This is a genomic window from Cupriavidus sp. D39 (assembly GCF_026627925.1).
GTDB classification, from domain to species: Bacteria; Pseudomonadota; Gammaproteobacteria; order Burkholderiales; family Burkholderiaceae; genus Cupriavidus; species Cupriavidus ulmosensis.
Genome location: NZ_JAPNLE010000009.1, coordinates 201,008 through 224,305, shown reverse-complemented (window position 1 = coordinate 224,305; position 23,298 = coordinate 201,008). Strand labels below are relative to the sequence as shown.

The window sequence follows — 23,298 nt, the reverse complement described above, 5'->3', positions numbered from 1 at the left end:
GCTGCGCATTGGCTGCCGGTACGGCATCGCTCCCGCCTGAGCCCGGGCCCCGATACCGCTTAGAAGCGTGCCGAGTACTGAAGCATGTAGAAGTTGATACCGGGGTTCGGTTCCTTGATGCCGGCATTGGAGTAATGCTGGAAACGCACCGCCAGTTCCGAGTCGATCGCGTCGCCAAACCGGTAGCCTGCCGCAATGCGATCGCCAAACTGGAACGCCGTCGAGAAGACCTTGGCGTCCGAGATGCGCGTGCGGGACAGCAAGTGCACGCCGGCGCCAATCTCGGCGAAGGGCCCCGAGCGACCCGCCCCCTGGACCCGGAAGATGGGCGTAAAGCCCACATCGCCCATGAGGTTGCTATTGCTGCCATGCGGATTCCAGCCACCCACGGAAGCTTCAAGACCCAGGCGAACGCGGATTGACTGCGAGCTCGTCGCCCACAGGTCGTTCTTCAGGTTCCATCGCGCCTCCAGGCGTGCGATCGAAGCCTCACCGCCCGCACCCAGCGCGGCCCCGAGACGAACCGGATCGAACCACGAGGCATCCTCCCCGGCGGGCGCGGCAAGCGCCGCGGCGCTGGCAAACGCGCTGGAAATCAGGACGAAGGAGAAGACAGATCGAAGCATGACGAAGGCCTTGTGAAGGGTAATTCTTGCTTTGGTGACACGTTGCATCGCGCTGGTCCCGGGCTGCCCGCCGCTTCGGGTTGGGCTTCGCGCGAAAAAAGGGAAGTATGCTTTCTGCACAAGCGGCCGAATAGGTGCCACCAGCGCATATCAGCGTCCCAGATTTGGAACGATGCGCACGGATCGGGGGTGGCGCCTGTCACCAGGCGGCGCACGCGATACCCGCCAGCGGGGCGTGCGTCAGAGCGCTTGTGTCCGTGCCCTCGGCGTTGCGCGTTTCAAGGCTGTGCGGCTTGATGCCGGTCAACCGGCGGGCCTGCGCCGTATCTATAGTGGTATGTGGCTTAGCTTCATCCCGCAGTATCTTCATCGTTTCAACCAGCCAGGAGTGCGCAATGAACGACGTCAGATCCGCATTTTCCGTACACCGCGCCACGCTACAGCACGATGTCAACGTCCTGCTATCCGATGTGCAGGCATTGCTGCGCGACGCCGCCGCCTTGACCGGCGAGCAAGCCGGCCAAGCCCGTGAACAGTTCAAGGTGCGGCTGGAGGCGCTGCAGCTGCGCCTGCGGAAGCTGCAAGCGCAAGGCCGCGATCAGGTCCGCGATTGGGCCGATGCGGGAGAGGAGTATGTGCAAGCGCACCCATGGCGCACGCTTGGCGCGGCCGCAGCGGTTGGCGCCCTATGCGGGGTGCTGGTTGCCATGTCGATCCTGCGCCGCGATTGATAGCGGATTGATGGCGGATCGATGGCGGATTGATGGCCAAATGGCGCCTGCGCAGCCTCGCCTGCCACCGCTGGCTCAACCTCGGGCTTCTGGCGATCTGCGCGCTCAGGCTGAGCGCGGGATCGCTGCATCCAGTCTGGACCAAGCATTTGCAACATGCTTGATGCGCCGCAAGCTTGAGGCTCGCCGCCAGCACGCCCTTGCCGCGCGATGGAACGCACAAGCTTGACGCGGATCAACAAGCGCCGGCGGCACGCTTCTAGAATCCTCTGACGGGCGACATCGTGATTTGCAGTCGTCGCGCGATCCGCATGAGACGTGCCCGCCCTCTTTAACCGTGGCCAATCGACGCTCGCTATCGCGCGCATCCAGGAGATACACCATGACAGACCAGACCGACGTCCCACTCGCATTGTTCACCGCCAATTGCGAGGCGGGCCTGCGCGTGCTGACCCTGATGCAGGAGAGCCGGCAGCGCTTTCTCGAACTCCAGCTCGATGCGGTACGCAAGGACATCGAGATCTTGCACGAGGCGGGCGCGCAACTGGCCAATGCCGGCGACTTCGCCACGCTCTCCACCCTGCCGGCCACCTTCCTGCGCAGCCAGGTCGAGCATTACGCGCAGCGTATGCAAGCCAGGATGAGTCTTGCCATCCACAACCAGACCGCCATGGTGGAACAACTGCGGGAAGCCGGCGAGACCTGGCAGCGCTGCCAGGCCGCGACGCTGCAGCAGGCCGGGAGCACCGCTTCGCTGCCTGCGCCAGTGCGGGATATGTTCGAAAAGCTCAGCCAGGCGGCGGCTACGCTGAACGGGTCGGCCAGCAGCACTGGCGCCGCTACGCAGAAGAGGACCATCCACGCCGGCTGAGAACACGGCGGGAATGCCCGGATCTGGCCAAGCCCGGGTCTCCGAGTTTGGCCGCCCGAAGCCGCCCCTAGCCTCGGCAGCCCGGACAGGATATGCTTTGGTCCGCACAATGGCGCGCACCGGGCAAGCTAGCGCTCGTTATTGAAATCCCCTTGCACCGGGCGGGCCTCATCTGGACGGAAATCATCGATGTGCATCCACTCTCGAACGACCTGCTGCCCGCGCCTATGCCGCTAAGCCAATTGTGGTTGCCGCCAGAGCCGCCGATGCTTGCGCCGGGCATCGTGCACAGCCAATTCAGCGTGCAAGGCGACGCCCGCCTGAGCTTGCTGGCCTGGCAGGAGAGGATGAGTCCGGTCTACGACATCCGGCCTGCCCCGACGCATGGCGAGGAGACGTTCGACGCCTCGCTGTCGCGCTATTCCATCGACGACCTGAGCTTCTTCGACATCCGCACCAGCCCCAATGTGGCTGAGCGCTCGTTGGGGCGCGTGTCGACAGAGAGCATTCGCGACATTACCTTCAGCGTGTTCCTGGAAGGCACCCCGCGCACTTCCAGGGCGGCAAGCCAGGGCTCGACGCGCCGCGGCGGCCGTCCGTGCCAAGCATCCTCGCGCTGGACATGGACCAGCCGTGCACCATCCGTAGCTTTCATAGCCGCATGCTGCTGTTCTTTGTGCCGCGCGCCTTGGTGGAAATGGCCTTCCCCGATGCCGCCTCGCTGCATGGCCGCCTGGTTGAGGCCACCACGCCCCTGATGCGCGTGCTGATCTCGCATCTGGTGGCATTGAATCGACAGATCGTCGGCCTGAGCAAAGACGAAGCCGATCGGTCCTTTCGCACCGCGATCGAACTGCTGGCCGCGGTGTTCAGCCGGCAAGCAGGGCTTTCCGGCAGCGCCAGCGCGGCGGTGCGGGCCGCTGTGTACGGACAGGTGCGGCGCCATGTCGAGGCCAATCTGCACGACCCCGACCTGACCCCCGACAGCGTATTGCAATCGCTGCGCCTGTCGCGCGCCAGCGTGTACCGTCTGTTCGCGCATGAAGGTGGCCTGGCCGCTTATATCCGCAGCCGCAGGCTGCGGGCGGCGGCCGATGAACTGGTCCGCTTTCCCCATATCGCGGTGCAGGACATCGCCTCAGGGCTCGGTTTCAACAATGCATCGAGCTTTACACGGGCATTTCGCCGCGCCTACGATATCGCGCCGCAGGAATTGCACGGCTATGCTCCGCTGCTCCGGCGCGAACAGGCAAGACCGGGCCGGCAGGCTTCCTGGCCCGCAGGAAGCTTCAGATAGGGTGCGCGCAAGATACCTCCTCGCAAGCTCCCATCAATCCACCCGCACCGCCGGCATCCACCCGTTTGCCGCGCTTGCCTCCACCACCTGTTTCGCGATCGAATCGCCCAGGCGCGTGGCATCCGCGGAGATACTGTCGCGCTTGACCTCGGACACGCCATGCAAGCCCGCGCCGGCCGCGGCGGACGTCGCGAGTCGGCCGGCGGCCGCGCCGACGCCGGCTGTTTCGGCCACGCCCGGCATGTGGCCGCTGTCCGCCTCGGCCGCGAAGCTTTGCAGCGGCATGGGCGCGCCGTCGGCCGGCTTGTACAGGATCTGGACCGACGCGCCAACCTCGCTCTTGCCTGCGCCAAGGCCAATCAACAGGCGACGCCGACGCTTGCCTGCACCGATCTTCTGGAAGCTTCCTCGACGATCAACGCGTTGCTGTGCGCGGGCGCGGGGCCGTCCGCGCGTACCGCGCGCAGTCCCTTCGACTGCAGTTGCCGCACGATTTCATTGGACACCTGCTCGCTCGCTTCGCGCGCCGCCTGCCTTTGTTCGCTGGCGGCCGAGCCGCCGGCGACCATCGTCTTGAGCTTCTGTGCCATGCCGCTGTCCAGTTTCACCTGATCCGGGCTGGCATCGAATGCATAGACATAGATGACGTCCGCCTGCACCTGCGGCTGGAAGCTAGCCTGGCTTACGCCGGTGACGCCCCAGGCACAGCCCGTCATCAAGAGCGATCCCGCCGCCAATGCTGTCACCGCCAGACGCGCGTTGTTCGCGAGGAGTTTGAATGTAGTCCGCATGTCGATCCTGTCATCGGCACCATCGTGCCGCCCATTGCCGAAAATGTCGCCGACAATCGTTCGATCCACAGGATCAGAAGCCATCGGAGATCACGCCTGCTTGCGTGCGGCTCCTCTGCTATCCGTGTGAGCCGCAACCCACGCAAGCAAGTATGGGAGGAACAGGCGGCGCGCGCCACGCAGGAAATATGTCATGCGATGTCACCCTTGCCTTGGACTCGGGCACGGGCACGCATGGGAATGTGTGGTTTCGTCTCAGGACGATGGCCGGTGCAGCGGCAAAGCCACCACCGCCTCGAGACCACCGCCCTCGCGTGCACGGAACTGCAATGAGCCGCCGTGCAGCCGCGCAATGCGCTCCACGATCGCAAGGCCCAGGCCGGTACCGCCCGAATGGCTGCGCGCGTTGCTGCCGCGGCTAAAGGGCGCCTTGAGCTGCTCCAGTTCCTGCGCGGTGATGGCGTTGCCCCGGTCGCACACGGCGGCATAGGCCGTATTGCCTTCGGCCCAGGTGCGCACGAAAAGGCCGGTCCGTCCGTAGACGACCGCGTTCTGCATCAGGTTCATCAGCAGCCGCATCAGGCTCACCGGCCTGAACGAAAGCGCCGGCACGTCGCCGAGCGACAGCGCGAACTCGTGCCCAAGCCCCGCAAAATCCGCCGCGAGCTGACTAACGAGCGCATTGAGGTCGCCGGGCTGCGGCACCTCGCGCTCGCCGCTGCCCGCGTAGTCCATGAACTGCTGGAGGATCGTGTCGATCTGATCGAGATAGCCTTCCGCCGATGCCACGAAGGGATTGGCGGCGCCGCGTGGAATCGACATGGCCATCGCGAGACGCAGCTTGGTGAGCGGCGTGCGGATGTCGTGCGAGACACCGGCCAGCATCAGCGCGCGCGTCGCCTCGGCCTGCTGCAATGCCTGCGTCATCTGGTTGAACGCGCAGCTCACCTGGGAGATTTCCGTCGGCCCGGTCGTGGGCAGCGGCACGGGGGCTTCGCCGGCGCTGACGTGGCGCGCTGCCCGTGCCAGATCCTGCAGCGGACGGTTGATGTGCAACTGGATCAGGTAACCCGTGAGCGCCGCGAGCAGCGCGAAGGCCGCGGACAGCACCAGCGCGGTGGCAACGCCGCTGGCCTGCGCGTCTTCGGTCATCGGCAAGGCGATCCAGCGGGGCGCGCCGGCCACGTGCACGCGAATCCATAGTTGCTCCCTCTCCCCCGTCGTCCCCGTCGTCCCCGGCTGCCCCGCCTGCCATCGCACCGCCATGTCCGCCGGCAGGTAGCGCTGCAATGCCTCCATGAAGACGTCGCGCTGATACGTACGAAAGAAGTGCAGCGGACTGGGATGCGGCTCCTGTACGCCCTGCTCCGGCGGTTGCGCCTGCCCCCCGAGCCGTGCGGCCGCCGCACGGCCCTCCTCGGCCGGCATGGCGGCAAAGACGCGGTCTAGCGTCTTCACGTAGTCGGAAAAGATGATCGCCGCGCGTTCGATGTGTGGGCGCTGCACGAAATGCAGCAACACAGTGAGCGAGCTGACCTGGGTCAGCGCGACGAGCGCCACCAGCAGGGCGATGTTGCGCGCGAGCAGCGAGCGGGGCAGCGCGAGCCGCATCACGGCCCGATGCCGGCGACCAGCATGTAGCCGACGCCCCACACGGTCTTGATGAAGCGCGGCTTGGACGGATCGTCTTCGACGATCTGGCGCAGGCGAAGGATCTGTACGTCAATGCTGCGGTCGAGCGCGTCGTGGTCCCGGCCGCGGGCCCGCGCCAGCAGGTTCTCGCGGCTCACCGGGCGGTTTGGCGACGACCCGAGCGCGTGCAGCAGCAGCATCTGCGCGGAATGCACTTCGACCGGTTCGCCGTCGCGCAGCAACGTTTGCTTGCCGACATCGAACGCGAATTCACCGAAGTGCAAGGTCTGCGAGGTCACGGTCGGATCGCCAGCTGCCATTTTTGCCGGCGCAGCAGCGCGCGGATCCGTGCCACCAGTTCGTCCGGGAGGAACGGCTTGGCGAGATAGTCGTCGGCGCCAGTCTCAAGCCCGACCACCCTGTCGACCGGATCGCCCTTCGCGGTCAGCATCAGGATCGGCAGCGTCTGTCCTTCGGCGCGCAGCCGGCGACAGATGGCCAGGCCGTCTTCCGGTTCCATCATCAGGTCCAGCACGAGCAGGTCGTACGGCTCGCGCTGCAGGTAGCGGTCGAGCCGCTTGCCGTCGGCGATTGCGCGCACCTGGAAACCGTGCCCGGTCAGGAACCGTTGCAGCATGTTGCGCAAGCTCGGCTTCATCATCGAGCACGATAATCCTGTTCACCTGCTCCATGGTGCGTCTCCGGCGATGCTCGGGAATCAGCGGGCCATTGCCTTCTGTCTCATGAACCCCTCGATCTGCGCCAACGTGACGTATCCGGCCTGCTGCGTGTCGATCTCGTCGAAGTGGCTAGAGACCATCGGCATGCCGGCTGCCGCCTGGTCCCGGGTCAGCTTGCCGTCGCGTGTCGTGTTGGCATTGGCGAAGCGCATCTGCAATTGCTGCATCGCACGCTCAACCCGCGCGCTGCTGCCCGCTGGCGGTGCGAGGCTCTGCGCGGATGCGCCTGCAGAAACAATACACAAAATCAGAACCGCGATCATCTGCTTCATGGTTTTCTCCGTGGTGCAGCCGACACTCGATGTCGGCTGGGGTAATCGGTCCGAATCGATCCGATATGAGTGATTACTGTCAGGCCCAGTGCGCGGGCACCCAGACGCGGCCGGCCCAGTGTCCGGGCACCATGACCGCCGCACGCGGCGCCCGTGCCACATAGACGACACGCGGCGCGAAATGCAGAACCCTCGGCGGGGGCGGCGGCGCAGCCACCACCACCCTGGGCGCCGGCTGGGCAACGTAGACGGCTTTCGGGGCTGCGCAGGCGGCAGATAAACCGGCGTGGGCGGCACATAGGCCGCCGGAGGCGGCGGCACATAAGCCACTGGCGCGGGCGTGACGACCACCGGTGCGGTGCCGACGGCCACGGTGGCGCCCACGGTGGTCATCGTTGCGCCGGCCGTGACTGTGCCGCCATGCACCACCGTCGCCCCGCCGCCCGTCGTCACGACACCCGGCGCCACCCGAGTCGCGGTGCCCGAGTGGGTGACGGTGCCGCCGTCCGCGCCAGTCACTGTCCCCGAATGGGCGCACGTAGCGCCAGCGCAAGTGGTCGATGCAGCGTGGCTGACCGTGTTGCCGTTCGACCCGGTGATCGTGCCGGAGGACGAATACTGGCCCGGCGCGTCGCGCGTCACGCTGCCCGCCGTGGAGGTGGTCTGGCCGTTGGGCCCGGTGAGGTTGCCCGTGTGCGAGCAGGTGCCGCCTGCGCAACTGGTGTCGCCAGCGTGCTGCACCGAGCGGCCGTTAGGTCCGGTCGCCGTGCCCGAGTTCGAGAACTGCCCCGGCGCGGTACGGTTCACCGTGCCGGTATTCGTCGCGATCCCGCCGTAGGGGCCGACGACACCACCGGCGTGCGAACAACTCCACCTGCGCATGACCCGGCATGCGCGCCGTTGTAGACGCCGTGCGGCGTGTAGGCCGTGCCGTGGCCGGACCAGGCGGCGAAAGCCGGGGTGCTGGCGAGGAGGATCAGCGAGGCGGTCGCTGAGACAACGTGATGGAGCTTCATGGGATGTCCTTCAGGTTCGGATCAGGTCACGCACTGCGGCGTGGCAACGGGACGAACTATAGGACGAGGGCGCGAAACATTCGCCATGGAAAAAATTTCGCGGTGTTACACCGGACCGGGGGACAGATCCACTGACATCGGGCGACATATCTTCCGCCTGGTTCTGGCCGCGGCTGCCCACTACAGTGGCCTCACCCGACGCAGCCGCGGTCATTGCCGCAGACGACGCGTCCCACCCCGACCTGCCCCATACCCATCATGCCTGCCACTGGAAAAATCGCACTCTATGTCACGTTAGCCACGGCGTTCATCGTCGCCGTCTCGCTGATCGAGGCCTGCGTGCTCACCCGAAAACGCCGCAACAGCGCCGCGCCGTTCGGCTGGAATGAAACCTGGCTGTCGCTGTCCGACCTGGTCGGCGGCAAGCTGTTCGCGCTGCTGCCGCTTTCGCTGGCGACGCCGATCTTCGCCCTCGCCTGGGATCATCGCCTCTTTACGGTCACGATCAACAGCGCGCTCATGGTGCTGCTGCTGTTTGTCGGCCAGGAGTTCTGCTACTACTGGTATCACCGCGCGTCGCATCGCATCCGCTTTTTCTGGGCCACGCATGCGGTCCATCACTCGCCGAACCAGTTGACGCTGTCGTCTGCCTATCGGTTAGGCTGGACCAGCAAGCTGAGCGGCTCGGCGATGTTCTTCGCGCCGCTCGTCTGGCTCGGCGTGCGCCCAGAAGTCGTGCTCGCAACGCTGATGTTCAACCTGCTGTATCAGTTCTGGCTGCACAACACGTGGATGCCCAAGCTCGGCTGGCTGGAGTACGTGTTCAACACGCCGTCGGCGCATCGCGTGCACCACGCGTCGAATGCCGACTATCTCGATGCGAACTACGGCGGCGTGCTGATCGTGTTCGATCGCCTGTTCGGCACCTATGTCGAGGAACGCGCGGACGAACCGTGCCGCTACGGCCTGGTGTCGCCGACGTGCACGCGCAACCCGCTCGTCAATCAGTTCGAGCACTGGGCCAGCCTCGCGCGGGATATCGCGTCGGCGGGCAATGCGTGGACCGCTATCCGTTACGTGATCCAGCCGCCCGGCTGGCGCGCGGACGGCACTGGCGAAACCACGGAGAACCTGCGCCGGCGCAAGTGTGACGCGCCTCAGTCAGCATCTACTCGCTGACCCCATGCGCCAGCCAGCGAATCGCCGGATGTTCTCCGGGCAGCGTCTCGCGGGCGGCATCCTCCATCAACCGCAGGCCGGTGTTGCTGTTGGTGAGCAGCACGACGCCCGACTGATGCTCGGTGCTGCCCATCACGAATGCCCTCACGCCCTGCATCTTGCCCCACTGGAAGAACGTGCCCCGGCTGGGTTCGACGCCCCACCCCAGCCCCCAGCCTATGTCCGGCTCCGTGGCCGATGGCGTGCCATCGAGGTAGACGATTTCTCCCTTTGGCACCATGACGCTTGCCGTCAGCCATTGCTTCCAGGTCGATGCGCTGAGCCCGTCGCCCCGAAGCACGGCGGCAACAAAAGCACCGTAGTCGCCGGCCGTGGTTTGCAGCGAATAGGAGGCGCTCGCCGCCGGCGGGCGATGCACGTCGAGCCGCTGCGCCGCTTCATGCGGGTTGGCCACATTGCCGACGAATCGGTCCTGCCACTCCAGGCTCGAGGAACGCATCCCGAGCGGCTCGAAGACAAGGCGCCGCAGGATCGCTTCCAGGGTTTCCCCTGTTTTTGCCTCAACGGCGGACTGCAGGAACGTGAACCCCAGACTGGAATAGCTGAACCACGCGCCAGGGTGAAAGTGCAACCGCAGCGGATTCTTGTCGCGCAGGTTCTGCAGGCCACAGGTATGCGTGAGCACATGGCGCATGGTGATGCGCGCCGAGGCCGCATCGTCCGGCACGATCGGCAGGGTCGAGCGCGAAAGCGGTTCGTCAAGATCCAGCACGCCGGCGTCGACAAGCTGCAGCAGGGCGTACGAGACGATGGGCTTGGTCAGCGATGCCGCGCCGAACACGGTGCTGGCATCGACCGGCTCGGCGGTGTCCTTGTTCCTCACGCCGGCGGCAGCTACCTCGATCGCGTCCTGGCGCACGTGCGCCAGGCAGGCGCCGGTGACGGATTTGTCCGCCAGCAGATGCTGAAGTCGCATTTCCAGCGACGGCCTTCCATAGCCCATGTTCCCTCGCTCCGTTTTACAAAGAATCAGATCGTGCCCAGGAAGCCCCGGAGCCCGGCCCTCACCGCCATCACGGCCGTGCGCCAGTCGCCCCTGGCAGGCTGGCGGAACAGCCTGACGGTCGGATACCAGGGGCTGTCCGTGCGCCCGAGCTGCCAGCGCCAGTCCGGCGTAAACGGCACCAGGATCCACACCGGCTTGCCATTATCGCGCAGACGCAGCCAGGCCCTCCTCCACAAGCCGCATGATCGCCTCTGCCAGCGCCGCGCGCGGGTGGGCGTTCTGCGTGAGGACCAGCGAGCCGATGGTGGCGTGGGTCCTGGCGCCGGCTAGCGCATCACCCTCGCCTTGTGCGAATAGTGGTCGCCCCGGAACAGCAGTTCCGAGGTACAGACCGCGTCGCCGCGGATTTCGATCGGGGTTGCCCGCACGCGTAGCAGCGGGGTCCCGTCCGCGACGCCCAGGCGCCGCGCCACATCGCCAGCGGCAGGAATTGCTGAACTCTCGGTATCGACCTGTGTCAGCCGGTAACCCAGCCGGCTTTCGAGGACCGGCATGACGTCATTGGTTTCAAGGTCTTCCTTTACCAGCGCGCGGATCAGCGCCTCAAACGCTGCCGAACAAGAAGATTGTGCGGACGTTGGGGCTCTCGCCCGAGACCGCGAAGTGGCATCTTCGGGACATTTTCAGGAAGCTGGATGTGACTAGCCGGGATGAGGCGGTCGCCAGGGTTCGGGAACTGGAACTGGAACTGGAACTGGAACTGGATGCCCAGTCTAGCCTGCCGTCACGCCGCCAGCGGTTCAATCTCGCGAGCGATGGCGTCGCCTGCGGCAGCCCAGGCAATACGCAAGTCGTAAGCCGCTTGCAGGTTCGCCCAGAACTCCGGCGTCGTTCCGAAGAACCGCGCCAGGCGCAGCGCGGTATCTGCCGAAATGGCACGGCGGCAGCGCACGATGTCGTTGATGCGCGGTGCCGGTACGTGCAGGGCCATCGCGAGCGCATGCGCGGACATGTTCAAGGGATCGAGAAAGTCCTCGCGCAGGATTTCTCCCGGGTGGATCGGCTCAATCGCTTCGCCGATCGCCACATCCGAGAAATCGACCTTGTTCAGGTCTTCACGTTTGATAGTCATGGTGGCCTCGATGGTCAGTGATAATCGGCAATTTCCACGTCATAGGCATCGCCGTTGTCGAAGTGGAAACAAACTCTCCACTTGTCGTTGATCCGGATGCTCCACTGGCCTTTCCGATCGCCCATGAGGGCTTCAAGCCGATTGGACGGCGGAGCGCGCAGATCTTCAACCGCCACCTCGGCATCCAGCGCCCGGAGCCTGCGTAACCCAGCCCGCTGGATCTCGTGCGGGAGGCTGTTGACGAACTTGCTGGCAAACACAGCCGCGGTCGCTTTGTTCGAGAAGGTTCGAATCATGTTTTTCCATACTATAACGCAATACGTTTAACGTCAAGCGTTAAACAGATTTGCACCAAGCCAGCCCAGGCGGTTCATCGCCCCCACATGAACGGCACTCTGACGCTTCGCGGCTCCCTCCCCGCGGACGACACACGCGGGAATCGTCACAGCATATGAGATCGGGAGTCCCACCGCGTATTCAGTAACCATCTTTGCCGGCGCTGCAAAGAACTGTGACCGACAGCCGCAGGGGGATGTCGTACAGGCCCACCCAAAGGCCATACGACATCCCCCTGCGGGGTTGGTCGCTGTTTCTTTGAGCGGCGATGGCGTTTGCACCCAAAAGCCAACGCCGCTGACAAAAGCACCACTCCCCTCAAAGCCCCCTCTAACTCCCCCAAGCCACCTAACGCGGGTGGTTATCCCAATCCCCCTTCGCAGTACCGTATCACCCATACCAAAACACCCGGCTGACGCGCCAAGAAGCGCATCCAGCTCAGGAGACACTAGCCAACACGGCTGGTGGCGTTCCCGCCGCACCTCCCCTCTCGTAAACCTCCTTGCACCGCCACGATTCGCCTGCTAGAGTCCACAACTAATCACTGCATAGTTAAAGCAAGATCGATCGTGCCGCATGGCAGGCGCAAAGACCAACGACAGGAGACACGATGGTTCCGGCACTATGGTTTGACGGGCGAGCGTTTTCGGCCGACTGGATGAAGGGGAGATCCAGCGCATTCTCGCTGGGCTGCACGATCTGCACTGCAAGGAGGGCGACACCATCGCCGCCATGCTGCGCAACAGTCCGGAGTACGTGGCGCTCGTGCTGGCCTGCCGCCAGGCTGGCCTGTACCTGGCATCGATCAACTGGCACTTCAAGGCGCTCGAAGCCAACCATATCCTGACCGACAGCGGCGCTCGCGCGGTGGTTGTCGACGCGGACTTGCTCGACCAGGTGCGCGAGGGCATCCCCGAAGGCGTCGGCGTCATCCTGGTCTCGCGCGCCTGCGCGCCGGCATGCAGCCCGCAGGCGCATCACTGGGCGGATTTCGGGGCGGGCCTGCCGGCCATGCCGCCGCGCACCGGCACCTCGCATGGCGCGATTACCTATACCTCCGGCACCACCGGCAAGCCCAAGGGCGTGCGCCGCATTCCCGGCGCGCCCGAAGAGCGCGCTGCCATGGAGCGGCGGCTGCAGCGGGTCACCGACATCGTCTACGGCACCGGCACGGACGTCACCGCCTACCTGTCCGCGCCGATCTACCACAGTGCGGCCATGGCCTACCTCTCGCACTTCTGCAACCTGGGCGCAACGCTGGTGCTGGAGCCGCGCTTCGACGCGCAGCGCGCGCTGGAACTGCTCGCGCGCCACAAGGTCACGCACGCCTACCTGGTGCCGACCATGTACCAGCGCCTGCTGGCATTGCCGCCCGAAGCGCGCGCGGGGCATGACCTGTCCGCGCTGCGCCAGGTCGCGTCGACCGGCTCGCCCTGCCCCGTTCCCCTCAAGCAGGCCATGATCGACTGGTTCGGGCCCCTCATCACCGAGGCCTATGGCTCGAGCGAAGCGGGCTACACCACCTTCGCCGATGCCGCGAGCTGGCTGCGCCATCCAGGCTCGGCGGGCAGCCCGCTGCCCGATGCGCAGGTCCGCATCCTGGACGAGGACGGCAATGCGTTGCCGGCGCGGGAGATCGGCCTGATCTATGTGCGCCAGCGCGCCCTGCCCGACTTCACCTACATCAACCGGCCCGAAGCCCGCGCGGCCGTGGAGCGCGACGGGCTGATCACGCTGGGCGACATGGGCTACCTGGATGAAGACGGGTTCCTGCACATCTGCGACCGCAAGGCCGATATGGTCATCTCGGGCGGGGTGAACATTTATCCGGCGGAGATCGAGTCGGTCCTGCAGACCATGCCGGGCATCGCGGACTGCGCGGTCTTCGGCATTCCCGACGCGGAGTTCGGCGAAGGCCTGGCCGCCGCGGTCCAGCTCTGCCCGGGCCACAGCATCGAGGGCGCGCAGGTGCAAGCGTTCCTGCGCGAGCGGATCGCCAACTACAAGGTGCCGCGCATCGTCGAGATCCACGCGTTGCTGCCGCGTGAAGACACCGGCAAGATCTTCAAACGCCGGCTGCGCGAGCCGCACTGGCAGAACCGGGCGCGCGCCATCTGACATCTGCCCTCTGACTTAAGCCGTTCCCACCCGCATCATGACCATAACAAGCAGGTAAGACCAACAGATCGGAGACAGCACCCATGGCCATCGCCTTCCCCACCAACGAGCCCTATTTGTCCGGCTACTTCGCGCCGCTGCACGCCGAGTGCGACGCGCCCAACCTGCCCGTGACGGGTGAAGTGCCGGCTGGGTTGCGCGGCACGTATTACCGCAACGGCCCGAATCCACAGTTCGCGCCGCGCGGCAAATACCATTGGTTCTCGGGCGATGGCATGTTGCACGCATTTCATTTCGACGGCGGCCGCGTGTCCTACCGCAACCGCTGGATCCGCACGCCGAAATGGGTCATGGAGAACGAGAACGGGGAAGGCATGTCGGGCTCGCTGGCAAGCCGGCACCTGACGGACCCGAAACTGCTCGAGCTGAACTCCACCGTGGCCAACACCAATGTGGTCTGGCATGGCGGGCGCCTGTTGGCGCTGGAAGAGGTGCATGCGCCGTTTGAGGTGGATCCGGTGTCGCTGGCGCCGCGCGGCTACCAGACCTTCGACGAGAAGCTGTCCGGGCCCATGACCGCGCATCCCAAGATCGATCCGGTCAATGGCGAGATGGTGTTCTTCGGCTATGCGGCCCGCGGCCCGTTCACGCCGGACCTGATGCTGCACGTGGCCGACAGCGCAGGCAAGCTGCAGCGCTCCGTGCATATCGTCGCGCCCTTCCCGAGCATGGTCCATGACTTCGTGGTGACGCGCACCCACATCTTGTTTCCGATCTTCCCGCTGACCGGGTCGATGGAGCGCGCCACCAGCGGCCAGCCGCCGTATGCGTGGGAGCCGGACAAGGGCACGCACATCGGCATCCTGCCGCGCGACGGCACGGCGGCGGATGTGCGCTGGTTCACCGGCGATCCGTGCTACGTCTTCCATCCGATGAACGCCTTCGACGCGCCGGACGGCAGCATCGTCTGCGACATGATGAAATACGATGTGCCACCGCTCTTCCCCGGGCCGGACGGACGCCAGCTCTCCAACGGCGCGCCCGTGGCCAGCCTGGTCCGCTGGACCTTCGACCTGGCCGGAAAATCCGGCTCATACCGCGAGCAGCCGCTGTGCGATACGCCGGGCGAGTTTCCCCGGCTGGACGAGCGCTTTGCCATGCTGCCCTACCGGCACGGCTATTACTGCAGCGGGGACATCTCCGCCTCCACCAAGGGCGACAGCCTGCGCAGCGGCCTGGCGCATATCGACCTGGCCACCGGGCAGGTCGCGCAATACCAGCCGCCTGCCGGCGACAAGTGCGGAGAGCCCGTGTTTGTCCCGCGCCGGGCCGATGCCGACGAGGGCGATGGCTGGCTACTGTCCGTGATCTGGCGCGCCGCGGAGAACCGCAGCGATATGGCGATCTTCAACGCGCAGGCGCTGGCGGCAGGGCCGGTGGCGCTGGTACACCTGTCGCATCGCGTGCCCGCCGGCTTTCATGGCAACTGGCGCCCCGCCGGCTGAGGCATGATGCCATGCCGCCGGCGCGGATGATGTCCTGGCCGCTATCACGCAGAAGGCTGCGGGCCATCACCTTGGGACCGGAAGTCATCCTCACCGGCTTACGCGGCACGCCTGTTCCAGGTTTCTGCCAGTTCCTGCGTGACTCGCAGGAACTGGTCGATATCTCCCGCCGAATTGCAGTGCAGCGGCGACACCCGCACCGCGCCGTCCAGCCCGAATGAATCCAGCATCCGTTTCGAGTAGAGGCTGGACGCCACCCGCTCGTACACGATCACGCCGCGCTTCTCATATTCCCGCACGGCTTGCGTGTGGCCCAGGTGATCGAAGCCGATGGCCAGGATCAGGTCGCGGCTGGCCAGGGTGTCTCTTGTGGGTGGGGTTTTGATGCTTCTAGCTGCTGATGCAGAATAGCATGAGTGGGCGATGTTTTAGCGCTTCTAGCTGCTGTCGCGGCTGTACGGTGTTGGCCGATTTAGAACGTGTGAGATGTCACTTTTCTTTACTCGTAAAGAAAAGTAACCAAAAGAGCGATCCTTGCAGGAGGCTGGCGTGGCGTCATTGGGAACCCCAATGATTTCGTCGTACGGCCCCGGGTTTTAATTAACTCGTGCCGTTACCGGTTTAAAAGGCCACGATCCTGTTAATGACGCTGGTTTCGTGGTGAGGCCCCCGGTAGCAGCATCCCTGCCCATTCGCCCATCTGCCGGTACCGGATCGGAGCATCACGATATATCACGCCGTGATGGTTTCGTGGTGGGGCGGGCGCGGCGGTGAAATTCTTGGGATTTTCAATCCGGTGCCACCGCGCCCACGACGAAAACGGGACGCCTGCAACTTCGTGGCCGCCCGCGCCGCGAGCGACAGACGGCTTGAAATTCGTGGTGGTGGCTACCGGTGGGGGCCACCACGAAACCCTGGGCATTGGCAGTGTCGTGATGATCTAAACTGGTAACGGCACGAGTCCATTAAAACCCAGGGCCGTACGACGAAACCATTGGGGTTCCCAATGACGCCACGCCAGCCTCCTGCAAGGATCGCTTTCTTTGGTTACTTTTCTTTGAGGGTGGAGACAAAACAAAGAAAGACCTATTCTTCCTAAACTGAACATGGAGATGCAGTCATGGGGAAGATGGGAAGGCCCTTGGCCATAGACGAGGAGCATCACGCGCAGTTGCGGGAACTGGTGAGAAGCCATCCGAACGCGACGATGAGGGAGTTGGCCCAAGGCCTTGCCGAGCAAGGCGGCCCCAAGGTCAGCACAGTCACGCTGGCGGCGGCTCTGCGCCGCGCTGGATTGAAGCGAGTTGCGCAACCCAGCGCTGTACTCTATGCAAAGCCCAGTGAGCCCGCGCATTACGGCTACAACGATTCTCATCGCCTGGAGCCGGCCGATCCTGGCAAGTACACCAGTTGCCTGACCGATGCCGAATGGACGCTGGCGGCCGACCTGTTCGAACAGCCAGAGGGACATCGGGGACGACCTGCGGTGTACGAGAGGCGCCGCATGGTCGATGCGTGCTGCTACGTGCTGCGCACGGGCTGCTCCTGGCGCATGCTGCCGCGCGAGTCCTTTCCACCCTGGCCGGCCGTGCAAAAGGCCTTCCTGCGTTGGAGCGCGCAAGGCAAGTTCGAGCAGTTGCACGAGCGCCTGCGCCAGCAATGGCGCAGGCGCATCCAGCGCGAGGCCCAGCCCACAACCGCCATCATCGATTCACAGTCGACCCGGATCTCGCCGCAGGGGCAGGCCAAGGATACGACGCGGGCAAGAAGGTCAAAGGGCGCAAGCGACATATCGTGGTGGACACACTGGGGCTGTTGTTGGCGGTATGCATTACCAGCGCTAGCGTGCAAGATCGCGACGCGGCGCCAACGGTGGTGGCTCAAGCTTGCGCCAAGGCCGGCACGTTGCAGCGGCTGTTTGCCGACTCGGCGTATGCCGGGCGCTGTGCCGCCGCCCTCGAGCAAGCTCACGGCCTGAACGTGCACATCGTGCGTCGCCCGCCCAAGGCTGGGCATTGGCACGATGCACAGCAGTCCCTGTGGCCGCTGGATCAAACGTTCCCCCCTTGCCCATGCGCTGGGTGGTGGAGCGCACCCATGCCTGGAACGAGCGCTCGCGCCGCCTGATCATGCATCACGATCGCAGCATCGCCAGCGCAACCTCCTGGGTCTGGCTATCTCAGGCACGTTTGCTCGTACGCCGATTGACCAATGCCTGAATTTGTCCTCACCCTCTTTACGAGTAAAGAAAAGTGACATCTCACACGTTCTAAAACGGCAACACCGTACAGCCGCGACAGCAGCTAGAAGCATGAAAACCCCGCCCACAAGAGACACCCCCGCGTCAGCGGGCCACTAAACCAAACCAAAAATGCAACCGCATTCCCTAACACTGCTTCCGCCGATTCAATCCTCACCAACCTCGGCAGACTTTTGTGAGCGAATCCCCGGAACGGGACACTAACGCGCCGTTGTCGATCCACGCAACGCCGCCAGGCAGAACCGCACGACGATGTCGGCCAGCTGCTCGGCCGTGGGCTGCTGCGTGGAGGCGATCGGCACGCGGCGGCGGTCGATGGTCAGCGTGGCCAGGCCGTGGGTGGCGGCCCACACGGAGAACGCCAGCTGCTCCTCGCTGAGCGCGCCGACGCTTGGGCCTTGCAGTACGGGCCCGATGGCGCTGCGCAGCACCTGGAACGATGCTGCGCCCGCCTCCATCAGCTCGGGATACGCTTCCCGGTCCGCGATCTCCGGCCCGAACATCAGGTGGAACCGCGCCGGATGGGCCTGCGCAAACTCCACATAGCCGAGCATGACTGCCCGCAGCCGGCCAGCGGCGTCGGCGGGATCGGTCTTTTCCACGCGCTGGCGGCGATACGCCACCAGGTCGCGAAACGCCTGGGCCGCGATGGCGGCCAGCAGCCCGTTCCGGTCCCCGAAGTGATACGCCGGCGCGCCCGCCGAGACGCCAGCCAGCTTGGCGGCCGTGCGCATGCTCATGCCGGCGATTCCCTCGGTATCGAGCAGGTGGGTGCCCCATGCGATCAGCGAAGCGCGCAGGTCGCCGTGGTGCCATTGCCCTTCCGGCTTGATGCTTCCGCCTTGGGACTGGCCACGCTTTACCGGGGCGTTGCTGCGTGTTGTTGCTGGCTTCTTCATGGGGGCGGAGTTTATCAAATGCCTGCGCCGCGGCATGGCCGCGGCAGGAATGCCCACGGTTTTCTCAATAATTAGACAATTGTGTCGTCAGGTCCGCTACGGACGGCCGACAGGCACCTTCCGGCTTCGATCGGGGGTTACCCTAGCCCCTCAAAATCCCTTGCAAACGCGATTTCCCACGCGTAGTCTAAAAAAAGACGATACCCGCATGGCAAAGGCGATTTGCAGGTTATTACTCGCAGCCAGACCCATCCGGCTATTTTTTGCCCATCCAGTCTATAAATTGAGACAACAGTCAGGTTGCCGATGCCGTCCCGTAACCCGGGCCAGCTGACAGCACCGGTAATCCGCATAGCAAGTGAATCAAAAGGCGCTACCCGTCGACGACCAAGCCCGCCCGACCAGCGCACATGCTCAACAAAGGCACAGAGGAAGGAACGCCCCATGGAAGCCAACGCCCGCGTATCGGTCCCCACATCCGACGCCCCACCCCTACAACCCGACAGGACCTCGCCCTACGCCTGGAAGGCGCTGGCCGGCTCAGCCATCGGTTACGCGATGGACGGGTTCGACCTGCTCATCCTCGGTTTCATGCTGCCGGCCATCAGCGTGGCTCTCGCCCTGAGCACCGGCCAGTCCGGCGCGCTGGTGACGTGGACGCTGATCGGGGCAGTTGCCGGCGGCATTGTCTTCGGCGCGTTGAGCGACCGTTACGGGCGGGTGCGGGTGCTCACCTGGACCATCGTGCTGTTTGCGGTCTTCACCGGCCTGTGCGCGTTCGCGCAGGGGTTCTGGGATTTGCTGGCCTACCGCACCATCGCCGGCATCGGCCTGGGCGGCGAGTTCGGCATCGGCATGGCGCTGGCCGCGGAGGCCTGGCCCGCCAGCAAACGCGCGCGGGTGTCTTCGTACGTGGCGCTCGGCTGGCAAAGCGGCGTGCTGCTGGCGTCTTTGCTGACGCCGCTGCTGCTGCCGCATATCGGCTGGCGCGGCATGTTCCTGCTGGGCGTGGTGCCGGCGCTGGTGGCCTGGTTCGTGCGCAACAAACTGCATGAGCCGGAAGTGTTCGTGCGCCATGCCGAAACCCAGGACAAGAAGAAAGCGAATGCGTTCAAGCTGCTGGTTGCCGATGGCCGCACCACGCGGACCAGCCTCGGCATCGTGATCCTGTGCTCGGTCCAGAACTTTGGCTACTACGGCATCATGATCTGGCTGCCCACCTATCTGTCCAAAGCCCTGGGTTTCTCACTGACCAAGTCCGCCATGTGGACCTCGGTCACCATCGTCGGGATGATGATCGGCGTCTATGTCTTCGGCCAGTTGGCCGACCGCATCGGCCGCAAGCCCAGCTTCCTGATCTTCCAGGCCGGCGCGGTGGCGATGGTGATTGCGTATTCGCGGATGTCGGACCCCGTCACCATGCTCTGGGCCGGCGCGGTCATGGGCATGTTCGTCAACGGCATGATCGGCGGCTACGGCGCGCTGATCTCGGAAGCCTATCCCACGGCGGCGCGCGCTACCGCGCAGAACGTCCTGTTCAACATCGGGCGTGGCGTGGGCGGCTTCGGGCCCATCGTGGTCGGCGCGCTGGCCGCCAGCTACTCCTTCCAGGTGGCCATTGCCCTGCTGGCCAGCATCTACGTGCTGGACATGATCGCCACGATCTTCCTCATCCCCGAGCTCAAGGGCGTCGAGCTGGAATAAGCGCCCCGCATTGCATCGCCCCGCCTCGCCTCGCATTTATCAGGAGTCATCATGTCTGCAACCTTGTGCGGCCCGGACGGCGCCGCCACGGTGGCGTCCCATCGCTGCCGCGTAGTCGAACATTCGTGGGTCAACCGGCGCTACAGGCACATCCGCCTGGAAGCGGATGCGCCGATTGCCCGCATCACGAAGCCCGGGCAGTTCTACCAGCTCCGCTGCCCCGCCACCGAAACGGAACAGCCGTTCCTGCTGCGCCCCATGAGCGTCTATGGCGCGGGGCCGGAAGATGGCCGCATCGAGTTCCTCTACAACGTGACCGGCGTCGGCACGCGGGCCATGGCCAGCCTGCCTGTCGATGGCCACATGGAAATCGTGGGCCCGCTGGGCAACACCTTTACCTTCAGGCCGGATTTCAAGCGGATCCTGGTGGTGGCGCGCGGCGTGGGCCTGGCCACCATGGCACCGCTGATCCAGCAGGCAGCCGATGCCGGCGTGGCCATCACCGCGGTGATGTCGGCCCGCACCCGCGAGGACCTGATGGAGCAGGAGTTCCTGCGCGGGGCCAACGCGCAAGTGCATAGCGTGTTCGATGCCGATGGCTCCTCATCCGTGGACGCCGTGGAAGTGCTGATGCGCAGCCTGATCGGGCAGCAGCGGCCGGATGCGGTCTACACCTGTGGCTCGCACCGCCTGCTGATGCTGCTGCAGCGCGTGCTGGCCGATTATCCCGAGGTGGTGGGCGAAGTCGCCATGGAGCAGCGCATGGCCTGCGGCATGGGCGTGTGCCTGTCTTGCGTGCGGCTGTTCGATTGCGACGGCGACAAGCAATTCCTGCGGGTCTGCCGGGAAGGCCCCGTGTTTTCCATTCGCGAAGTGGTCGGGGAGGTGGAGTTTGGCTGATCTATCCGTTCGGGTTGGCGACTTGACGCTGCGCAACCCAGTCATGCCCGCCTCCGGCTGCTTCGCCATCGAGTATCGCGAAGCGCTGGACCTCAACCGGCTTGGCGCGCTGGTGATCAAGAGCGTCTCCCCCAGGTCCCGGGCCGGCAACCCCACGCCGCGGGTAGCCGAGACCTATAGCGGCATGCTCAATTCCATCGGCATCCCGAGCAAGGGGCTCGACTACTACCGCGAATGCGTGCTGCCGCCGTACACCCGCTACGACACGCCCGTGGTGGTCTCGATCTCCGCCGATACCGCGCAGGAGTTCGCCCTGGCGTGCGAGCAGATGTCCCTGCCCGAGGTTGCCGCGATCGAGGCCAATATCTCCTGCCCCAACCTGGAAGCCGACGGCATGGCCTTTGCCATGCTGCCCGAGACCACCTACAAGGCGGTCAGCGCCATCCGCCGGCGTACGCGCCACCCCTTCTGGGTCAAGCTCACGCCCAACGCCAGCAACATTGCGGCGGTGGCGCGCGCGGCGGAAGACGCGGGCGCGGACGCCATCGTCATGGGCAACACCGTGCTGGGCATGGCCATCGATGTGCGCACCCGCAAGCCCAAGCTGGGCAATGTCATGGGCGGCCTGTCCGGCCCGGCCATCAAGCCGATTGCCCTGCGGCTGGTGCACCAGTGCTATCGCGCCGTGCGCATTCCCATCATCGGCTGCGGCGGGATCCAGAACGCCGAGGATGCCGTCGAGTTCATGCTCGCCGGCGCCGCCGCGGTCCAGGTTGGCACGGCGTCCTTCCGCGATCCCGGCGTCATGCAGAAGATCATCGACGGGCTGCAGGACTATTGCCAGGAGACCGGCACCGAAGCGCTGCGCGAGCTGGTGGGCCAGGTCCGGCTCGACCCGCACTTAAGCGACCGCTGGCTGCGCTTTGCGCAGCAATCCGGCTGAGCGCCACACGCAAAGCCGCTCGCGCCGGCGCCTGCCGCCGGCGCGTCACTGCAACGATCAACAAACGTGTCATGGAAATTCTGGAACTCAAGCCGGTCGCCGAGCAGCTCTTCAAGGACATACGCGAACTGTCGTCAGATGGCGTTGGCGTGACCCGCGCCAGCTACGGCGCCGGCGAGACGGCCGCGGCCGGCTACCTGCGGGACTTCGCGCTGGGCAACGGCCTTGAAGCGCAGGCCGACCGCGCCGCCAACTTCGTCTTCCGCCTGCCGCAAGCCGACGCTGGCGCGCCGGCCACGTGGGTGGGCTCCCACCTGGACTCCGTCCCGCAAGGCGGCAACTTCGACGGCCTGGCGGGGATCGTCGCCGGCCTGCTGTGCCAGCTCCGGCAACAGCGCAGCGGCCAGCGCTCGCGCGTGCCGCTGCAGGTGGTCGGCTTCCGGGGCGAGGAAAGCGCCTGGTTCGGCAAGGCGTACATGGGCTCGGGCGCCCTGATGGGCAAGCTCTCGGCTGACGACCTGGCACTGCCGCATCGGCATACCGGCGAATCGCTGGCGGCCTGCATGGCGGCAGCCGGCGCCGATGTCGAGGCGATCCGCGCGCAGGCGCTGCTGCTCGACAAGGCGCAGGTGCACGCTTACCTGGAGTTGCATATAGAGCAAGGCCCGGTGATGGTCGCGCGCGGCTTGCCGGTCGCGGTGGTGCCCGGCATCCGCGGCAATGTGCGCCACAACCGGATCCGCTGCATCGGCGAGGCCGGCCACTCCGGCGCGGTGCCAAGGTGGCTGCGCAAGGACGCCATGTTTGCCGTGGCCGACCTGATCACGCGGCTGGATGAGCACTGGCGCGTGCTGCTGGAGCGCGGCATCGATCTGGTCGTCACCACCGGCGTGGTCAGCACCAGCCCGGAGGAACACTCGATCTCGCGCATCCCCGGCATGGTGAACTTCAGCTTCGAGGCGCGCAGCAAGAGCGTGGAGACGCTGGAAGGCTTCTATCAGCTGCTGCGCACGGAATGCAAGGCGATCTCCCGCGACCGCGGCGTGCGGTTCGAGTTCGACCGTCGCATCGAGTCGGCCCCGGCCACCATGGACGGCAGGCTCTGCGAGCTGCTGGCGCAGGCATGCCGGCAACGGGACCTCCCGGTTGAGCAGGTACCGAGCGGCGCCGGCCACGATGCATCGCTGTTTGCCAACGCCGGCATCCCCACCGGCATGCTGTTCGTGCGCAACGAGCACGGCTCGCACAACCCGGATGAAGCGATGGACATCGACGATTTCCTGCTTGGCGTGCAGGTGCTGGACGACACCATCGCCAGCCTCTGAGCCGCGCCGACAGGA

Annotated in this window: 19 protein-coding genes and 7 pseudogenes; 13 read left to right on the top strand and 13 right to left on the bottom strand. The window is 65.4% G+C overall.

What is annotated here, in order from left to right:
• Window positions 1-59 precede the first annotated feature (59 nt).
• Window positions 60-626 (bottom strand): acyloxyacyl hydrolase, encoded by a 567-nt coding sequence (locus OMK73_RS12590; protein ID WP_267602355.1) that lies wholly within the window; start codon window positions 624-626, stop codon window positions 60-62.
• Between the two features lie 395 nt (window positions 627-1,021).
• Between OMK73_RS12590 and OMK73_RS12585 the strand changes: the two genes are divergently transcribed.
• The 4 genes from OMK73_RS12585 (at window position 1,022) to OMK73_RS12570 (ending at window position 3,525) form a co-directional block, all read left to right on the top strand.
• Window positions 1,022-1,357 carry a DUF883 family protein gene (locus OMK73_RS12585; protein WP_267602354.1) on the top strand — a complete coding sequence of 112 codons (336 nt, stop codon included), beginning with the start codon at window positions 1,022-1,024 and terminating at the stop codon, window positions 1,355-1,357.
• A 382-nt stretch (window positions 1,358-1,739) separates the two neighbouring features.
• Window positions 1,740-2,228, top strand: a complete 489-nt coding sequence (locus tag OMK73_RS12580) for a phasin family protein (protein WP_267602353.1) — start codon at window positions 1,740-1,742, stop codon at window positions 2,226-2,228.
• A gap of 92 nt (window positions 2,229-2,320) precedes the next feature.
• Window positions 2,321-2,986, top strand: a complete 666-nt coding sequence (locus OMK73_RS12575) for a hypothetical protein (RefSeq protein ID WP_267602352.1) — start codon at window positions 2,321-2,323, stop codon at window positions 2,984-2,986.
• Window positions 2,986-3,525 carry a helix-turn-helix transcriptional regulator gene (locus tag OMK73_RS12570; protein WP_267602351.1) on the top strand — a complete coding sequence of 180 codons (540 nt, stop codon included), beginning with the start codon at window positions 2,986-2,988 and terminating at the stop codon, window positions 3,523-3,525. Before OMK73_RS12575 ends, OMK73_RS12570 begins: the two co-directional genes overlap by 1 nt.
• A 33-nt stretch (window positions 3,526-3,558) precedes the next feature.
• On the opposite strand, the pseudogene OMK73_RS12565 reads toward OMK73_RS12570, so the two are convergent.
• The 5 genes and pseudogenes from OMK73_RS12565 to OMK73_RS12545 all read right to left on the bottom strand — a co-directional run bounded on the left by OMK73_RS12565 (window position 3,559) and on the right by OMK73_RS12545 (window position 7,976).
• Window positions 3,559-4,115, bottom strand: a pseudogene (locus tag OMK73_RS12565) (DUF4410 domain-containing protein).
• A 456-nt stretch (window positions 4,116-4,571) separates the two neighbouring features.
• Window positions 4,572-5,927: an ATP-binding protein gene (locus tag OMK73_RS12560; protein WP_267602350.1), complete on the bottom strand. Its 1,356-nt coding sequence runs from the start codon at window positions 5,925-5,927 to the stop codon at window positions 4,572-4,574.
• Window positions 5,927-6,640, bottom strand: a pseudogene (locus OMK73_RS12555) (response regulator). Before OMK73_RS12555 ends, OMK73_RS12560 begins: the two are co-directional and overlap by 1 nt.
• A 26-nt stretch (window positions 6,641-6,666) precedes the next feature.
• Complete coding sequence (locus tag OMK73_RS12550) at window positions 6,667-6,960, bottom strand: EF-hand domain-containing protein (RefSeq protein ID WP_267602349.1); 294 nt, start codon at window positions 6,958-6,960, stop codon at window positions 6,667-6,669.
• Between the two features lie 79 nt (window positions 6,961-7,039).
• Window positions 7,040-7,976, bottom strand: a pseudogene (locus OMK73_RS12545) (hypothetical protein).
• Between the two features lie 258 nt (window positions 7,977-8,234).
• On the opposite strand from OMK73_RS12545, the gene OMK73_RS12540 reads away from it, so the two are divergent.
• A complete protein-coding gene (locus OMK73_RS12540) occupies window positions 8,235-9,155 on the top strand; it encodes a sterol desaturase family protein (RefSeq protein ID WP_267602348.1) in 921 nt (306 codons plus the stop codon).
• Here OMK73_RS12540 and OMK73_RS12535 read toward each other — a convergent pair.
• The 3 genes from OMK73_RS12535 to OMK73_RS12525 form a co-directional block, all read right to left on the bottom strand.
• Entirely contained in the window at window positions 9,145-10,131 is a 987-nt protein-coding gene (locus tag OMK73_RS12535) for a serine hydrolase domain-containing protein (RefSeq protein WP_267602347.1), read from the bottom strand. The two genes, OMK73_RS12540 and OMK73_RS12535, sit on opposite strands and share 11 nt — an antisense overlap.
• A 53-nt stretch (window positions 10,132-10,184) precedes the next feature.
• Window positions 10,185-10,397 (bottom strand): hypothetical protein, encoded by a 213-nt coding sequence (locus tag OMK73_RS12530; protein WP_420715526.1) that lies wholly within the window; start codon window positions 10,395-10,397, stop codon window positions 10,185-10,187.
• A gap of 90 nt (window positions 10,398-10,487) precedes the next feature.
• Window positions 10,488-10,715, bottom strand: coding sequence for a UTRA domain-containing protein (locus OMK73_RS12525; RefSeq protein WP_420715525.1), 228 nt, complete (start codon window positions 10,713-10,715; stop codon window positions 10,488-10,490).
• 50 nt (window positions 10,716-10,765) lie between these two features.
• On the opposite strand from OMK73_RS12525, the pseudogene OMK73_RS12520 reads away from it, so the two are divergent.
• Window positions 10,766-10,906 (top strand): annotated as a pseudogene (locus OMK73_RS12520) (helix-turn-helix transcriptional regulator); the annotation flags it as partial.
• Window positions 10,907-10,954: 48 nt separating this feature from the next.
• On the opposite strand, the pseudogene OMK73_RS12515 reads toward OMK73_RS12520, so the two are convergent.
• Together OMK73_RS12515 and OMK73_RS12510 are read right to left on the bottom strand one after the other, a co-directional pair.
• Window positions 10,955-11,293: pseudogene (locus OMK73_RS12515) on the bottom strand (HigA family addiction module antitoxin); the annotation flags it as partial.
• Between the two features lie 14 nt (window positions 11,294-11,307).
• Window positions 11,308-11,589: a type II toxin-antitoxin system RelE/ParE family toxin gene (locus tag OMK73_RS12510; RefSeq protein ID WP_267602345.1), complete on the bottom strand. Its 282-nt coding sequence runs from the start codon at window positions 11,587-11,589 to the stop codon at window positions 11,308-11,310.
• Between the two features lie 772 nt (window positions 11,590-12,361).
• Between OMK73_RS12510 and OMK73_RS12505 the strand changes: the two genes are divergently transcribed.
• Both OMK73_RS12505 and OMK73_RS12500 read left to right on the top strand, forming a co-directional pair.
• Window positions 12,362-13,747, top strand: a complete 1,386-nt coding sequence (locus OMK73_RS12505; protein ID WP_420715524.1) for an AMP-binding protein — start codon at window positions 12,362-12,364, stop codon at window positions 13,745-13,747.
• A gap of 83 nt (window positions 13,748-13,830) precedes the next feature.
• Complete coding sequence (locus tag OMK73_RS12500; RefSeq protein WP_267602344.1) at window positions 13,831-15,252, top strand: carotenoid oxygenase family protein; 1,422 nt, start codon at window positions 13,831-13,833, stop codon at window positions 15,250-15,252.
• Between the two features lie 98 nt (window positions 15,253-15,350).
• On the opposite strand, the pseudogene OMK73_RS12495 reads toward OMK73_RS12500, so the two are convergent.
• Window positions 15,351-15,617: pseudogene (locus OMK73_RS12495) on the bottom strand (aminotransferase); the annotation flags it as partial.
• A gap of 755 nt (window positions 15,618-16,372) precedes the next feature.
• Here OMK73_RS12495 and OMK73_RS12490 point away from each other — a divergent pair.
• Window positions 16,373-17,471, top strand: a pseudogene (locus tag OMK73_RS12490) (IS5 family transposase).
• A 241-nt stretch (window positions 17,472-17,712) separates the two neighbouring features.
• On the opposite strand, the gene OMK73_RS12485 reads toward OMK73_RS12490, so the two are convergent.
• Window positions 17,713-18,411, bottom strand: a complete 699-nt coding sequence (locus OMK73_RS12485) for a TetR/AcrR family transcriptional regulator (protein ID WP_267602343.1) — start codon at window positions 18,409-18,411, stop codon at window positions 17,713-17,715.
• 444 nt (window positions 18,412-18,855) lie between these two features.
• Here OMK73_RS12485 and OMK73_RS12480 point away from each other — a divergent pair, with 444 nt between their 5' ends.
• From OMK73_RS12480 to OMK73_RS12465, 4 genes are all read left to right on the top strand, one after another.
• Window positions 18,856-20,115: an MFS transporter gene (locus OMK73_RS12480; protein ID WP_267602342.1), complete on the top strand. Its 1,260-nt coding sequence runs from the start codon at window positions 18,856-18,858 to the stop codon at window positions 20,113-20,115.
• Between the two features lie 51 nt (window positions 20,116-20,166).
• Complete coding sequence (locus tag OMK73_RS12475; protein WP_267602341.1) at window positions 20,167-21,015, top strand: dihydroorotate dehydrogenase electron transfer subunit; 849 nt, start codon at window positions 20,167-20,169, stop codon at window positions 21,013-21,015.
• Window positions 21,008-21,958, top strand: coding sequence for a dihydroorotate dehydrogenase (locus tag OMK73_RS12470; protein ID WP_267602340.1), 951 nt, complete (start codon window positions 21,008-21,010; stop codon window positions 21,956-21,958). Before OMK73_RS12475 ends, OMK73_RS12470 begins: the two co-directional genes overlap by 8 nt.
• 71 nt (window positions 21,959-22,029) lie before the next feature.
• Window positions 22,030-23,283 (top strand): hydantoinase/carbamoylase family amidase, encoded by a 1,254-nt coding sequence (locus OMK73_RS12465; RefSeq protein ID WP_267602339.1) that lies wholly within the window; start codon window positions 22,030-22,032, stop codon window positions 23,281-23,283.
• Window positions 23,284-23,298 lie beyond the last annotated feature (15 nt).

Excerpts from the sequence above, each read along its gene's own strand:
- OMK73_RS12590 (WP_267602355.1), bottom strand. The coding sequence starts at position 626 with ATGCTTCGATCTGTCTTCTCCTTCGTCCTGATTTCCAGCGCGTTTGCC.
- OMK73_RS12585 (WP_267602354.1), top strand. The coding sequence starts at position 1,022 with ATGAACGACGTCAGATCCGCATTTTCCGTACACCGCGCCACGCTACAG.
- OMK73_RS12580 (WP_267602353.1), top strand. The coding sequence starts at position 1,740 with ATGACAGACCAGACCGACGTCCCACTCGCATTGTTCACCGCCAATTGC.
- OMK73_RS12575 (WP_267602352.1), top strand. The coding sequence starts at position 2,321 with ATGCTTTGGTCCGCACAATGGCGCGCACCGGGCAAGCTAGCGCTCGTT.
- OMK73_RS12570 (WP_267602351.1), top strand. The coding sequence starts at position 2,986 with ATGCGCGTGCTGATCTCGCATCTGGTGGCATTGAATCGACAGATCGTC.
- OMK73_RS12560 (WP_267602350.1), bottom strand. The coding sequence starts at position 5,927 with ATGCGGCTCGCGCTGCCCCGCTCGCTGCTCGCGCGCAACATCGCCCTG.
- OMK73_RS12550 (WP_267602349.1), bottom strand. The coding sequence starts at position 6,960 with ATGAAGCAGATGATCGCGGTTCTGATTTTGTGTATTGTTTCTGCAGGC.
- OMK73_RS12540 (WP_267602348.1), top strand. The coding sequence starts at position 8,235 with ATGCCTGCCACTGGAAAAATCGCACTCTATGTCACGTTAGCCACGGCG.
- OMK73_RS12535 (WP_267602347.1), bottom strand. The coding sequence starts at position 10,131 with ATGCGACTTCAGCATCTGCTGGCGGACAAATCCGTCACCGGCGCCTGC.
- OMK73_RS12525 (WP_420715525.1), bottom strand. The coding sequence starts at position 10,715 with ATGCCGGTCCTCGAAAGCCGGCTGGGTTACCGGCTGACACAGGTCGAT.
- OMK73_RS12510 (WP_267602345.1), bottom strand. The coding sequence starts at position 11,589 with ATGATTCGAACCTTCTCGAACAAAGCGACCGCGGCTGTGTTTGCCAGC.
- OMK73_RS12505 (WP_420715524.1), top strand. The coding sequence starts at position 12,362 with ATGCTGCGCAACAGTCCGGAGTACGTGGCGCTCGTGCTGGCCTGCCGC.
- OMK73_RS12500 (WP_267602344.1), top strand. The coding sequence starts at position 13,831 with ATGGCCATCGCCTTCCCCACCAACGAGCCCTATTTGTCCGGCTACTTC.
- OMK73_RS12485 (WP_267602343.1), bottom strand. The coding sequence starts at position 18,411 with ATGAAGAAGCCAGCAACAACACGCAGCAACGCCCCGGTAAAGCGTGGC.
- OMK73_RS12480 (WP_267602342.1), top strand. The coding sequence starts at position 18,856 with ATGGAAGCCAACGCCCGCGTATCGGTCCCCACATCCGACGCCCCACCC.
- OMK73_RS12475 (WP_267602341.1), top strand. The coding sequence starts at position 20,167 with ATGTCTGCAACCTTGTGCGGCCCGGACGGCGCCGCCACGGTGGCGTCC.
- OMK73_RS12465 (WP_267602339.1), top strand. The coding sequence starts at position 22,030 with ATGGAAATTCTGGAACTCAAGCCGGTCGCCGAGCAGCTCTTCAAGGAC.